We start from the raw sequence: 12,492 nt of genomic DNA, 5'->3' as shown, positions 1-12,492 counted from the left end.
TCGAGTTCGACGTTCGGCACGCTCGGTGCCAGCGCCGACAACTTGTAGTCGAGCGCCGCCGTCAGCTCGACACCGCCAGCAATCCGCCGGTTGCCGATGATGGCGGCGTCGGCCCCCAGCTCATCGCGAACCAGTTTCATCGCTTGGCGCATGTCGGCGGCGAAAAAACGCTTAACTTGCATAACCCGTTACCTCAGCCGTTGGGCCCTACTGTTGCAACGATGGTGACTTGCTTGTTGTCGGGTATTTCCTGATACGCCAGCACGTGCAAATTCGGTACCGCCAGACGGCCGAAGCGCGACAGCATCGCCCTGACCGGTCCTGCGACCAGCAGGATCGCCGGCTGCCCCTGCATCTCCTGACGCTGAGCAGCTTCGATCAACGAACGCTGAAGCTTTTCGGCCATGCTCGGCTCCAGGAGAACTGCTTCTTCCTGACCTTGTCCGGCGCGTTGCAAACTATTGAGCAAAATTTGTTCCAACCTTGGCTCAAGGGTGATCACGGGTAGCTCGGACTCAATCCCCACAATGCTTTGCACGATGGCGCGACACAATCCGACGCGCACCGCCGCCACCATCGCGGCAGTATCTTGACTCTTGTTGGCGTTGTTCGCGATCGCCTCGGCGATGCTGCGGATATCGCGCACCGGCACCTGTTCGGCCAGCAGCGCCTGCAACACCTTGAGCAAACCGGACAGCGACAGGATGCCGGGCACCAGCTCTTCGGCCAGCTTGGGCGAGCCCTTGGCCAGTACTTGCAACAGCTGCTGGACTTCTTCGTGGCCGATCAGCTCATGGCAATGCTTGTGCAGGATCTGGTTCAAGTGCGTGGCAACCACGGTACTGGCATCGACCACGGTGTAACCCAGAGTCTGCGCCTGACTGCGCTGGCTGAATTCGATCCACACCGCTTCCAGGCCAAAGGCCGGGTCTTTGGCGGTGATGCCGCTGAGGGTGCCATAGACCTGGCCGGGGTTGATCGCCAGCTCCCGGTCCGGGTAGATCTCGGCTTCGGCGAGGATCACGCCCATCAGCGTCAGACGGTAGGCACTGGGCGCCAGGTCAAGGTTGTCGCGGATATGCACCGTGGGCATGAGAAAGCCCAGGTCCTGGGAGAGCTTCTTGCGCACGCCCTTGATTCGCGCGAGCAATTGCCCGCCCTGGTTGCGGTCCACCAGCGGAATCAGCCGGTAACCGACTTCCAGGCCGATCATGTCGATCGGGGTCACGTCATCCCAGCCCAGCTCTTTGGTTTCCTGGGCTCGCTGGGGCGAGGGCAGCAAATCCTGCTGGCGCTGGACTTCCTGCAGCGCCTGGACCTTCTGCTGGTTCTGCTTGCGCCAGACCAGGTAGGCAATGCCGCCGGCGACCATGGCCAGCGAAATGAACGAGAAGTGCGGCATGCCCGGCACCAGGCCCATGACCAGCATCAGGCCGGCCGACACCGCCAGCGCCTTGGGCGAGTCGAACATCTGCCGGTTGATTTGCTTGCCCATGTCTTCGGAGCCCGAGGCACGGGTCACCATGATTGCCGCCGCGGTGGACAACAGCAGTGATGGCAATTGCGCCACCAAACCGTCACCGATGGTCAACAAGGCGTAGACCTTGCCGGCCTCGGAGAAGCTCATGCTGTGCTGGAAGATACCGATGGCCATGCCACCGATCAGGTTGATGAACAGAATCAACAGACCGGCAATGGCATCGCCACGCACGAACTTGCTGGCACCGTCCATGGAGCCGTAGAACTCGGCCTCCTGGGCCACCTCCGAACGGCGGGCCTTGGCCTGGGCCTGGTCGATCAGGCCGGCGTTGAGGTCGGCGTCGATCGCCATTTGTTTGCCGGGCATGGCGTCGAGGGTAAAACGCGCGCTCACCTCGGAAATACGCCCGGCACCCTTGGTGACCACCACGAAGTTGATGATCATCAGAATCGCGAACACCACGATACCGACCACGTAGTTACCGCCGATCACCACCTCGCCGAAGGCCTGGATCACCTTGCCGGCGGCGGCGTGGCCTTCGTGGCCGTGAAGCATGACCACCCGGGTCGACGCCACGTTCAACGCCAGGCGCAGCAGGGTCGCCACCAGCAGGATGGTCGGAAACACCGCGAAATCCAGTGGCCGCAGGGCGTACACACAGACCAGCAGGACGACGATGGACAAGGCGAGGTTGAAGGTGAAGAACACGTCGAGCAAAAACGGCGGCACCGGCAACATCATCATCGCCAGCATCACCAGCAGCAACAGCGGCACCCCCAGATTGCCCCGCCCGAGGCCAGTCAGGTTGCTGCGCGCGGCATTGATTAGCTGGGTACGATCCACCGGTTTTCCTCGTGAGCTTCAAGCAAACTTTTGACGCCAGAGCGGGCGCAGCGCTGGCATTGCAAGAAGCTTTCCAACTTTCGACGGTGGTGCGGCTATTCACGGATGCGGAGCGGGAAAATGTGGGAGCGGATTTATCCGCGAATAGTTTCACCGCGGTATGTCAGTGCCACCGCGGTGAAACTATTCGCGGATAAATCCGCTCCCACGAGGCCGATACCGGCTTGCCATAGACCATAGAATCTCCCACACCGTATGGCTCAGGAATCGCGACGAAGGTCTGACGGAATCGGCAAATCCTTCAGCGGATCCGGCCGCTTGCCCTTGCCCGCCCTGTACTGACGGATCTGGTAGACGTACGCCAGCACCTGCGCCACCGCCAGGTACAGCCCCGCCGGGATTTCCTGTTCAACCTCGGTGGAGTAGTAGATCGACCGCGCCAGCGCCGGTGATTCCAGCAACTGGATCTGGTGCCGAGTGGCGATTTCGCGGATTTTCAGGGCCAGGAAGTCGCTGCCCTTGGCCAGCAGGATCGGCGCCCCGCCCTTTTCAGCGTCGTACTTGAGCGCCACGGCATAGTGGGTCGGGTTGGTGATGACCACATCGGCCTCGGGCACCGCGGCCATCATCCGCCGCTGGGCCATTTCGCGCTGGAGCTGGCGAACCCGCTGCTTGACCTCCGGCCGACCTTCGCTGTCCTTGTACTCGTCGCGCACTTCCTGCTTGGTCATCATCAGCTTCTGCTTGCTCTGGTACAGCTGGATGGGCACGTCCACCGCCGCAATCAACAACAACCCCAACGCCATCCACAAGGTGCTCCAGCCCACCACCTGGACGCTGTGGATAATCGCCAGTTCCAGCGGTTCATGGGCAATCGCCAACAAGTCGTCGCGGTCGAACATCAGCACCACCAGCGCCACGATCAGCACCACGAAAAACTTCGCCAAGGCCTTGAGCAGCTCGGTCAGCGCATGCATGGAGAACATCCGCTTGAGCCCGGACAGCGGGTTCATGCGGCTGAATTTCGGCGCCAGGCTGCCGGTGGCAAACAACCAGCCGCCCAGCGAGATCGGCCCGATCAGCGCCGCCAGCAACAGCAGCAGCAACACCGGCTGGCTTGCCAGCAGCGCGATCTTGCCGGAGTTGAGCAGAAAGATACCCATGGAGCGCTCATCGAGCAGCACCTCGCGCGACAGGCTGAAATTGAGCCGCATCAGCTCCAGCAGCGCCTGGGCCAGCGCACCACCGAAGATCAGCAGCCCACCCGCGCCCGCCATCATCACCGCCAGCGTATTGAGCTCCTTGGAGCGGGCGATCTCACCCTTCTCGCGGGAGTCTTTCTTGCGCTTGTCGGTGGGGTCTTCTGTCTTGTCCTGCCCGCTTTCGCTCTCTGCCATTTCAGCGTGCCCTGGCCAATTCGCGCAGCCACTGCAAGGCCTCGGAGGCCAGCGGCTGATACTGGTTGAGAATGTCGGCCATGCTGACCCAGAGAATGAACATGCCCAGCACCAGGGTCAGCGGAAAGCCGATGGAGAAGATGTTCAGCTGCGGCGCCGCGCGGGTCATGATCCCAAAGGCGATGTTGACCACCAGCAGCGCGGTAATGGCCGGCAACACCAGCAGCAACGCGGCGCCGAGCACCCAGCCCATGCGCCCGACCAGGTCCCAGAAGTGGTTGATCAGCAGCCCGCCACCCACCGGCAAGGTGGTGAAGCTCTCGGTCAGCACCTCGAACACCACCAGGTGGCCGTTCATGGCCAGGAACAACAGCGTCACCAGCATGGTGAAGAACTGCCCGATCACGGCCACCGACACGCCGTTGGCCGGGTCGACCATCGACGCGAAACCCATGCCCATCTGGATCGCGACGATCTGCCCGGCAATCACGAAGGCCTGGAAAAACAGCTGCAACGACAACCCCAGCAAGGCGCCGATGATCACCTGCTCGGCAATCAGCAGCAGCGTACTCAGGTCCAGCGCATGCACCTGGGGCAGCGGCGGCAAGCCCGGGACGATCACCACGGTGATGGCCACCGCGAAATACAGGCGAATCCGCGTCGGCAGCAGCGTGGTGCCAAATATCGGCATGGTCATCAGCACCGCCGCCACCCGAAACAGCGGCAGCATGAAGCTGGCCACCCAGGTGCCGATCTGTACGTCAGTCAGCGCGAGCATCGGCGCTTACCCGATCAGCTGCGGAATGCTGCCGTAGAGCGACAGGATGTATTCCATGAAGGTGCGTACCAGCCAGGGCCCGGCGACGATCAGGGTCACCAGCATGACCAGCAACCGCGGCAGAAAGCTCAAGGTCTGTTCGTTGATCTGGGTGGCCGCCTGGAACATCGCCACCACCAGCCCCACCAACAGGCTCGGGATCACCAGCACGGCGACCATCAGCGTGGTCAGCCACAGCGCATCGCGGAACAGGTCGACGGCAACTTCAGGCGTCATCGCTAAACACCTCCGAAACTGCTGGCCAGGGTGCCGATGATCAGCGCCCAGCCGTCCACCAGCACAAACAGCATGATTTTGAACGGTAACGAGATGATCAGCGGCGACAGCATCATCATGCCCATGGCCATCAGCACACTGGCGACCACCAGGTCGATGATCAGGAACGGAATGAAGATCATGAAGCCGATCTGGAAGGCGGTTTTCAGCTCCGAGGTGACAAAGGCCGGCACCAGGATGGTCAACGGCGCCTGATCGGGGCTGGCGATGTCGGTGCGCTTGGACAGGCGCATAAACAGCTCCAGATCGCTTTGCCGGGTCTGGGCCAGCATGAAGTCCTTGATCGGCACTTCAGCCTTGGCCAGTGCATCCCGGGCACTGAGCTTCTCGGCCAGGTACGGCTGCAGGGCATCCTGGTTCACCCGGTCGAACACCGGCGCCATGATGAACATCGTCAGGAACAGCGCCATGCCCGTCAGGATCTGGTTCGACGGCGTCTGCTGCAGGCCCAGAGCCTGGCGCAGGATCGAGAAGACAATGATGATCCGGGTAAAGCTGGTCATCAGCATGACGAACGCAGGAATAAAACTCAGCGCCGTCATGATCAGCAGGATTTGCAGGCTGACCGAATATTCCTGCTGGCCATCGGCCCCGCTGGACAGGGTAATGGCCGGAATCGACAGCGGGTCGGCGGCCAGCGCCAGCGGCGCCGCCGCCAGCAACAGCAGCGTCAACAGCAAGCGCAACATCAAGGTTTATCCTTATGATCCTTGCCCAACAGGTCCATCAGGCGCTGGGCAAATTCGGGCGTGGCGGGCCGGGCGGCATCGGAAGGCGCCACCGGCTTGGCCAGCACGTGCAGCGCGGTGATGGAGCCGGGGGTGTGGCTGAGCAGGATCTGCTCCTCACCCACCTGCACCAGCACCAGCCGATCACGCGGGCCGAGCGCCCGGGTACCGATCACGTCGATCACCTGGCGCCCGCGCGGCGCGGCGTTCTGCACCCGGCGCAGCAGCCAGGCGAGCAGGAATATCAACCCCAGCACCAGCAGCAAACCGACCAGCAACTGGGTCAACTGCCCGCTCACGCTGCCGCTGGCCGAGATCGACGCCGCGGGTTCCGCCGCCATCGCTTGCGCACTCAGGCCGGCAAGCCCTACCGCCCACGCCCGGTTCATTCAGCGCAGCTTCTTGATGCGTTCGCTGGGGCTGATCACGTCGGTCAGGCGGATGCCGAACTTCTCGTTGACCACCACCACTTCGCCGTGGGCAATCAGGGTGCCATTGACCAACACGTCGAGCGGCTCGCCCGCCAGCCGGTCCAGTTCGATCACCGAGCCCTGGTTCAGCTGCAGCAGGTTGCGGATGTTTATTTCGGTGCTGCCCACTTCCATGGAAATGGTCACCGGAATGTCCAGGATCACATCCAGGTTCGGCCCGTCCAGGGTCACGTTGTGGTCATTGTTGCCACGCGGTGAGCTGCCGAATTCTTCCATGCTCATGCGATTGGACGAAGCCTGCGAGTGGCCGCTGTCGGCGGCCAGCAAGGCGTCGATATCGGCCTGGCTGCTGCTGCCGGTTTCGCTCAGGGCGGCTGCCCACTCATCGGCGAGCGCCTGGTCTTCGGCGGAAATGGTTTCGTGTTCGTTCGCCATGGTGTCCTCGACGGCATTACATCTGGGAGAGGGTTAAATCCGCGGCGCCGCTCAGCGGCGCACGATCGGCTCAATCACTTGCAAGGCCAGGTTGCCCTTGTGAGAGCCCAGCTTGGCCTTGAACGCCGGCACGCCGTTGGCGCGCAGGGTCAATTCGTCCGACATCTCGACCGGGATCACGTCGCCCGGCTGCATGTGCAGGATGTCGCGCAGTTTCAGCTGACGGCGGGCCACCGTGGCGCCCAGCGGGACGCTGACGTCCAGCACGTCTTCGCGCAGGGCCTTGCTCCAGCGCTCGTCCTGGTCGTCCAGATCGGACTGGAAACCGGCATCGAGCATCTCGCGCACCGGCTCGATCATCGAGTACGGCATGGTCACGTGCAGGTCGCCGCCACCGCCATCGAGTTCGATATGGAAGGTCGACACCACAATGGCTTCGCTGGGGCCAACGATGTTGGCCATGGCCGGGTTCACTTCCGAGTTGATGTACTCGAAGTTGATTTCCATGATCGCGTGCCAGGCTTCCTTCATGTCTTTGAAGGCCTGGTCCAGCACCATGCGCACCACGCGCAACTCGGTCGGGGTGAACTCCCGCCCTTCGATCTTGGCGTGACGGCCGTCGCCGCCGAAGAAGTTGTCCACCAGCTTGAACACCAGCTTGGCGTCGAGGATGAACAGCGCGGTGCCGCGCAGCGGCTTGATCTTGACCAGGTTGAGGCTGGTCGGTACGTACAGCGAGTGCACATACTCACCAAACTTCATCACCTGCACGCCGCCCACGGCCACGTCGGCCGAGCGACGCAGCAGGTTGAACATGCTGATGCGGGTGTAGCGGGCGAAACGCTCGTTGATCATCTCCAGGGTCGGCATCCGGCCCCGTACGATCCGGTCCTGGCTGGTCAGGTCATAGCTTTTGACGCTGCCGGGCTCGGCCGCGCATTCGGTTTGCACCAAACCATCGTCGACGCCGTGCAACAGGGCGTCGATTTCATCCTGGGACAGCAGGTCCTGCACGGCCATGTCGTGTTCCTACTGCAATACGAAATTGGTGAAGAGCAGCTGGTCGATCACCGGCTTGCCCACTTCTTTTTGCGCCACTTCCTGCACGCTGGCAGTGGCTTTCTGGCGCAGAATTTCCTGGCCAACCGGGGTCGCCAGGGTGTCGAACGGTTGCGAGGAGAACAGCATGACCAGGTTGTTGCGGATCACCGGCATGTGCACTTTGAGGGCGTCCAGGTCCGGCTGATTGCGGGCCATCAGGGTGATGCTGACCTGCATATAACGCTGGCGACCGCCGTGGTTGAAGTTGACGATAAAGGCCGGGGTCAGCGACTCATAGAGCGCGACCGGCTTGGCCTGGATCACCTCGGCCGCTTCCTGAGGCTTGCTCTCGCTTTTTTGCAGGAAAAACCAGGTCGCGCCCACGGACAAGCCGATGGCCAGCAGCAGGGCAACCACGATCAGGATAATCAGCTTGAGTTTGCCTTTTGAGGCGGGGTCTTTCACTGCGTCACTCTTGGCCATGCCAATAATCCGTCACTCATTGAGACATGACGGGGGGCGGAGCAAGTGTTATGCCAAATAGCGAGCGGGGATTCCGTAGGAGCCGGGCTTGCCCCAATGCCAGTCAGTTAAGGCATTGAACGACACAAACCCTGTGGGAGCGGATTTATCCGCGAATGAACGATGACGCGTAATGCCTGAAAAACTGCGGTGTCTGGATTCGCGGATAAATCCGCTCCCACAGGGTTTGTGTCGCTCAATCCAACTAAGCGTAATAATCCACCGCGCTGGAACCGATCACCACCGGGTTGCTGACTTCAGCTGTTGCAACGCTGTCAGTTGAATCAATACCGTCGACCCGGCTGCCATCGCCACTGCTGCGCTGCCCCTGCTCCTGGCCCTGCCAGCCACGCGACTGGTCCGATACGCTCACCTGCGGCTCACTCAAGCCCTGCTGGGCAAACAGTTCGCGCAGGCGCTGCTGCTGGCCTTCCAGGGCTTCGCGAACCCCGGCATGGCCGCTGCTGAAGGCAATCTGGGTCTGTTGGTCCGGCGACAGGTTGACGCGGATATCCAGGCGCCCGAGCTCAGCCGGCTGAAGCTGGATATCCGCCGATTTCAGGTTCTGGCTGGACAAGTACATAACGCGGTTGACCAGGCCTTCCGTCCAGCCGCCCTGGTGCATGGCCAGTGGCTGGTTCAGCGGCACGGCCGCGGCCGCTGAACCAGCCACTGGCTTGGCCTGCGCCGCCTGGGACAGCGCCTGCAACCGCTCGGCGAAATTGTCGACGCGGCTATCGCTGGCGGCGCCCTTGATGTCCTTGAGGCCCTCGTCGAGCAGCCCGGCAAACGCCTGCTCACCGGACTCGGTGGAGGCGCCGTCTGCCGCCGACTGCTCGTCCGGCGACGTAATGCCGGCCATAAGGCCTGGCATCGGTTCGGCCTGGGTCTGGTCACTGGCGCCTGTGCTGGCATGAGCCGACACAGCGCCTTGGGCCTGGGCGCTCTGCTCCAGCGCCAAACGCACCATCGGCAAATCGGCCAGCGGGTCGGTGGAGGGATCGTACTCGCTATCGACGGCCATGGCCGCTGCCTGCGCCTGTTCTGCTGCCAGCGTGGCAGCATCGGTCAATGCCTGCGGTGCAGGCTCAGGCAGGGTCGGCGCCGGTGCCGGCAGTGCAGGCTCTGCTGCAGGGGTGGCCTGAGCGGCCACCGCAGGATCGGTTTGCGATGCAGCACTGTCATCGACGCTATCGTCTTCGTCCGCTGCCGCCTTGGCAGGCAAATCCTTGCCGCTATCGGCAACCTTGGGTGGCTCATCGGCCTTCGGTGCCTGGTCGACGGGCGAATCCTGCGCAGGCTTTGTCGCGACATTGGTGGGCGGCGGAGCCTTGCTCGCCGACTGCTGGGCAAGCAGCTGATCGAAGCTGGCAGCCCCGCCCTTGACCGCTTCCGGCGCACGCTCCGGCACGTTGACGCTGGTCGCCTGCGTCTTGGCCACCGACGTGGTGTGTAGCAGTGGGTTGGACGCGAGGGGCATGAAGGATCTCCGCAGCACTGGATTGAACGGCACAGTAGCGGAGGTAGAGCAAAAGTCGCGCCAGGTTTGGGCCTGGCGCCTGCAGTGCGACCTAACAGGGGAAACGCAGTCGCTCGTTGCGGAACAAGCGATCGATTGCCTTGAACTCCTGGTCGATGCGGTTGATCAGGTCTTCGATGCCGGACAACGGCGGATACTTGACCCGCTCTTCCAGCTCGTGGCAAAGATCGGCCAGGACAAAGGCGCCCATATTACTGCTGCTGCCCTTGAAGCTGTGGGCCGCATGGCCCAGTTTCTCGGCCGTGTCAGCCTCGCGCAATTGCTGAATCCGCGTTTGCGAATCCTTGAGGAAGGTATCCAGCAACAGCGGATATTCATCTTCCATCACCTCTTGCAACGCACTGAGCACGTCGTAATCGAGATGCTGCTTCATCACTTGCTCACTCCTTGATCAAGTACCGATTATGCCAGAGCCCCCCAGGCAAACTCCACGCGCGCAGTGCGCCCGTCGTCGGCCCAGTCGGCCTGGCGGCTCAATTGCCGGATCAGTTTCAGACCGCGTCCCGACAAGCCGTGTTCCATCACCGGCCGCGCCAATACTGCGCCCACATCAAAGCCTTTGCCACTGTCACTGACTTCAATCACCAGCCGGCCGCCACGCCCGATGGGTTCCACCCGCAACTGCAGGCGCACATAGCCGCCGCTCAAGGCGTCCAGGCGCCGGTTACGCTCCTTGTAGTAGGTGGCAAAGCCTGCGGCATCGCGCTTGAGGCTTGAATCGAGCCCCAGTACGCCGTGTTCCAGCGCGTTGGAATACAGTTCTGCCAGTACGCTGTAGAGCGCGCCGCTCTGGGCCCGCAGGCCGTGGATTTCCTGCAGCAGCTGCAACAGGTACGGCAAAGGATTGAAGCGCTTGAGGGTTTCGGCGCGAAATTCGAAACTCATCGACCAATCCAGCGGGCTCGACGCGCCGCTATCGGAGTAGATCAACGGCGATGGCATCAGCCGGTCCGGCTCGACCATCGTCACCTCGACCATGCTCACATCGTCCCGTGACTCCCCGCCAAAGTCACTCAAGGCCCGGCTGATTTCCACGAACAAGCGTTCGGGCTGGCGATTGGCAGCCAACACCTGATGCAGGCGCTCGACGCCAAACAGCTCATCACCCGGCGCACGGGTGTCGAGCACGCCATCGGAAAGCAGGAATATCCGGTCGCCCAGCGCCAGCGGCAATACCTCGGTTTTATCGTCAAAATGCTGGGGCGACAAAATGCCCAGCGGCAGATGACGCGACACCAGTGGCAGCCGCTCGCCACTGGCCGAACGCTGCAGGTAGCCGTCCGGCATGCCACCGTTCCAGACCTCCACCAGCCGGCGCTGGAAGCTCAGGTTCAGCAAGGTGGCGCAGCAGAACATGTCGACTGGCAGAATCCGATTGAGCTTGGCGTTCATCTCGCGCAAGGTCTGGGCCAGGCCGTAGCCCTTGGCGGTCATGCCGTAGAACACCTCGGCCAGCGGCATGGCACCGACGGCGGCCGGCAAACCGTGGCCGGTGAAGTCGCCGAGCAGCACGTGCATATCGCCGGTCGGCGTGAAGGCGGCCAACAGCAGGTCACCGTTGAACAGCGCATAGGGTGATTGCAGGTAGCGGATATTCGGCGCGCTCAGGCAGCCGGCATGGGCGACCTGATCGAACACCGCCTTGGCCACCCGCTGCTCGTTGAGCAAATAATGGTGGTGGCGGGCGATCTGGTCGCGCTGTTCCATCACCGTGGCTTGCAGGCGTCGTAAACGGTCCATCGCCTTGATCTTGGCGGCGAGTATGACCGGGTTGTAAGGCTTCGCCAAAAAATCGTCGCCGCCCGCCTCCAGACTGCGCACCAGCGCATCCCGTTCGCTCAGGGAAGTCAGAAAGATGATCGGCACCAAAGATTCACCGGCCAGCGCCTTGATCTGCCGCGCCGCTTCAAAGCCATCCATGACCGGCATCATGGCATCGAGCAACACCAGCTGCGGGCGCTGCTCGGCGAACAGGGCCACGGCCTGATGGCCGTTTTCAGCGGTCAGCACCCTGTGCCCCTGCTTGCGCACGATGGTGCACAGCAGCAGCCGATCGGCCGCGCTGTCTTCGGCGATCAGGATCGTCAGCGGTTGAGAGCCTGGCATGGCGCTGTCAGTTGATATCGAACAGCTTGTCGAAATTGGAGATGGCCAGGATCTTTCGGACGTCCGAACTGGTGTTGATCACCCGGATATCGGACTCATCGCCGCCGGCATGGTCACGCAGCAACAGCAGCATGCCCAGCGCGGAACTATCGAGGTAAGTAGCGTCCTTCAAGTCGATGATCACCGACTGGGGCGTGGCGTTCAGTTTTTCGTAAGACTCGCGAAACTCCTGATGACGACCAAAATCAAAACGTCCTTTGATTGCGATTGTCAGTTTTTTCCCATCCGGGGAAATCTCAGAGACTACAGCCATGAGTGCGATTCCTTGCGGCAATTCCAGACAGTGGAAGGTGTAGCACCGCCACGCCATCGCAGCAACCTAGCGGGCGAAATACCTGATCAATAGCGGTCGTGGCGCGGCAGGCGCTGGGAAAGTTCATCCAGCAGCTTTTGCTCGCGCTTGTCCTCCAGCTGCCGCGCTTCATCGATATAGCGTTGCACCAGTTTGCGCAAACCCTCGACCCGCGCATAGGCCTGTTGCCAGGTGCCGCGGGCGTTTTTCAGGTTGTTCTGGTGCCAGGTCAGGCTTTGCTGCTGCTGGCCGACGGCGGTTTCCAGCTGATTGAGAAAGCGCTGGTAGTTCATCAGCCACATCCCGGAAACCCCCTGGCTGCCTTGGCTGATCCACTGCTGCTGATAGTCGCTGCGAAAGCGATCAAGCTCGGCCAGCTTGGCCTGGGCCAGATTGACCTGCTGCTGGAACTGCCCCAGTCGCTGGGCGGCCTGGCGCTCGGCGTTTTCGGCCATTTCCACCACCGGGGCCAGGCGCGAGGCGCGGCTTGACTGAGCCATGGC

Annotated in this window: 14 protein-coding genes and 1 pseudogene; all 15 read right to left on the bottom strand. The window is 62.2% G+C overall.

Translation table 11 applies throughout. The annotated features are described in order from the left end of the window. Positions 1 to 182: pseudogene (flhF, locus tag GUY40_RS12650) on the bottom strand (flagellar biosynthesis protein FlhF); the annotation flags it as partial. A gap of 11 nt (positions 183 to 193) precedes the next feature. Continuing rightward, positions 194 to 2,323 carry a flagellar biosynthesis protein FlhA gene (gene flhA / locus GUY40_RS12645; RefSeq protein WP_166569281.1) on the bottom strand — a complete coding sequence of 710 codons (2,130 nt, stop codon included), beginning with the start codon at positions 2,321 to 2,323 and terminating at the stop codon, positions 194 to 196. A gap of 260 nt (positions 2,324 to 2,583) precedes the next feature. After that, entirely contained in the window at positions 2,584 to 3,720 is a 1,137-nt protein-coding gene (gene flhB / locus GUY40_RS12640) for a flagellar biosynthesis protein FlhB (protein WP_166569280.1), read from the bottom strand. Between the two features lies 1 nt (position 3,721). Further along, the gene (fliR, locus tag GUY40_RS12635; RefSeq protein ID WP_166569279.1) at positions 3,722 to 4,498 is read right to left on the bottom strand and encodes a flagellar biosynthetic protein FliR; all 777 of its coding nucleotides are present in this window, start codon (positions 4,496 to 4,498) and stop codon (positions 3,722 to 3,724) included. Between the two features lie 6 nt (positions 4,499 to 4,504). Next, a complete protein-coding gene (fliQ, locus tag GUY40_RS12630) occupies positions 4,505 to 4,774 on the bottom strand; it encodes a flagellar biosynthesis protein FliQ (protein ID WP_166569278.1) in 270 nt (89 codons plus the stop codon). A gap of 2 nt (positions 4,775 to 4,776) precedes the next feature. Further along, on the bottom strand, positions 4,777 to 5,523 hold the full coding sequence (gene fliP / locus GUY40_RS12625; RefSeq protein WP_166569277.1) for a flagellar type III secretion system pore protein FliP: 747 nt from the start codon (positions 5,521 to 5,523) through the stop codon (positions 4,777 to 4,779). Continuing rightward, a complete protein-coding gene (gene fliO / locus GUY40_RS12620) occupies positions 5,523 to 5,951 on the bottom strand; it encodes a flagellar biosynthetic protein FliO (protein WP_166569276.1) in 429 nt (142 codons plus the stop codon). The genes fliP and fliO overlap by 1 nt, the downstream gene beginning before the upstream one ends. Continuing rightward, entirely contained in the window at positions 5,952 to 6,428 is a 477-nt protein-coding gene (gene fliN, locus GUY40_RS12615) for a flagellar motor switch protein FliN (RefSeq protein ID WP_166569275.1), read from the bottom strand. Between the two features lie 51 nt (positions 6,429 to 6,479). Further along, positions 6,480 to 7,448 (bottom strand): flagellar motor switch protein FliM, encoded by a 969-nt coding sequence (gene fliM, locus GUY40_RS12610; protein ID WP_166569274.1) that lies wholly within the window; start codon positions 7,446 to 7,448, stop codon positions 6,480 to 6,482. A gap of 9 nt (positions 7,449 to 7,457) precedes the next feature. Then, positions 7,458 to 7,952, bottom strand: coding sequence for a flagellar basal body-associated protein FliL (gene fliL / locus GUY40_RS12605; RefSeq protein ID WP_166569273.1), 495 nt, complete (start codon positions 7,950 to 7,952; stop codon positions 7,458 to 7,460). Positions 7,953 to 8,196: 244 nt separating this feature from the next. Then, complete coding sequence (locus GUY40_RS12600) at positions 8,197 to 9,471, bottom strand: flagellar hook-length control protein FliK (protein ID WP_166569272.1); 1,275 nt, start codon at positions 9,469 to 9,471, stop codon at positions 8,197 to 8,199. Positions 9,472 to 9,562: 91 nt separating this feature from the next. Further along, on the bottom strand, positions 9,563 to 9,904 hold the full coding sequence (locus tag GUY40_RS12595) for an Hpt domain-containing protein (protein ID WP_166569297.1): 342 nt from the start codon (positions 9,902 to 9,904) through the stop codon (positions 9,563 to 9,565). A gap of 29 nt (positions 9,905 to 9,933) precedes the next feature. Then, positions 9,934 to 11,637 carry a fused response regulator/phosphatase gene (locus tag GUY40_RS12590; protein ID WP_166569271.1) on the bottom strand — a complete coding sequence of 568 codons (1,704 nt, stop codon included), beginning with the start codon at positions 11,635 to 11,637 and terminating at the stop codon, positions 9,934 to 9,936. 7 nt (positions 11,638 to 11,644) lie between these two features. Beyond that, positions 11,645 to 11,950, bottom strand: a complete 306-nt coding sequence (locus GUY40_RS12585) for an STAS domain-containing protein (protein ID WP_166569270.1) — start codon at positions 11,948 to 11,950, stop codon at positions 11,645 to 11,647. 86 nt (positions 11,951 to 12,036) lie between these two features. After that, on the bottom strand, positions 12,037 to 12,489 hold the full coding sequence (gene fliJ / locus GUY40_RS12580; protein WP_166569269.1) for a flagellar export protein FliJ: 453 nt from the start codon (positions 12,487 to 12,489) through the stop codon (positions 12,037 to 12,039). Positions 12,490 to 12,492: the final 3 nt, after the last annotated feature.

This window comes from Pseudomonas sp. R5(2019), from assembly GCF_009905435.1.
In the GTDB taxonomy this organism is placed as follows: domain Bacteria; phylum Pseudomonadota; class Gammaproteobacteria; order Pseudomonadales; family Pseudomonadaceae; genus Aquipseudomonas.
Note: the sequence above shows the minus strand (reverse complement) of the source record. Positions and strands in the feature narration are given on the sequence as shown.

Coding starts and splice junctions, on each gene's coding strand:
- flhB (WP_166569280.1), bottom strand. CDS start 3,720: ATGGCAGAGAGCGAAAGCGGGCAGGACAAGACAGAAGACCCCACCGAC.
- fliR (WP_166569279.1), bottom strand. CDS start 4,498: ATGCTCGCGCTGACTGACGTACAGATCGGCACCTGGGTGGCCAGCTTC.
- fliQ (WP_166569278.1), bottom strand. CDS start 4,774: ATGACGCCTGAAGTTGCCGTCGACCTGTTCCGCGATGCGCTGTGGCTG.
- fliP (WP_166569277.1), bottom strand. CDS start 5,523: ATGTTGCGCTTGCTGTTGACGCTGCTGTTGCTGGCGGCGGCGCCGCTG.
- fliO (WP_166569276.1), bottom strand. CDS start 5,951: ATGAACCGGGCGTGGGCGGTAGGGCTTGCCGGCCTGAGTGCGCAAGCG.
- fliN (WP_166569275.1), bottom strand. CDS start 6,428: ATGGCGAACGAACACGAAACCATTTCCGCCGAAGACCAGGCGCTCGCC.
- fliM (WP_166569274.1), bottom strand. CDS start 7,448: ATGGCCGTGCAGGACCTGCTGTCCCAGGATGAAATCGACGCCCTGTTG.
- fliL (WP_166569273.1), bottom strand. CDS start 7,952: ATGGCCAAGAGTGACGCAGTGAAAGACCCCGCCTCAAAAGGCAAACTC.
- GUY40_RS12600 (WP_166569272.1), bottom strand. CDS start 9,471: ATGCCCCTCGCGTCCAACCCACTGCTACACACCACGTCGGTGGCCAAG.
- GUY40_RS12595 (WP_166569297.1), bottom strand. CDS start 9,904: ATGAAGCAGCATCTCGATTACGACGTGCTCAGTGCGTTGCAAGAGGTG.
- GUY40_RS12590 (WP_166569271.1), bottom strand. CDS start 11,637: ATGCCAGGCTCTCAACCGCTGACGATCCTGATCGCCGAAGACAGCGCG.
- GUY40_RS12585 (WP_166569270.1), bottom strand. CDS start 11,950: ATGGCTGTAGTCTCTGAGATTTCCCCGGATGGGAAAAAACTGACAATC.
- fliJ (WP_166569269.1), bottom strand. CDS start 12,489: ATGGCTCAGTCAAGCCGCGCCTCGCGCCTGGCCCCGGTGGTGGAAATG.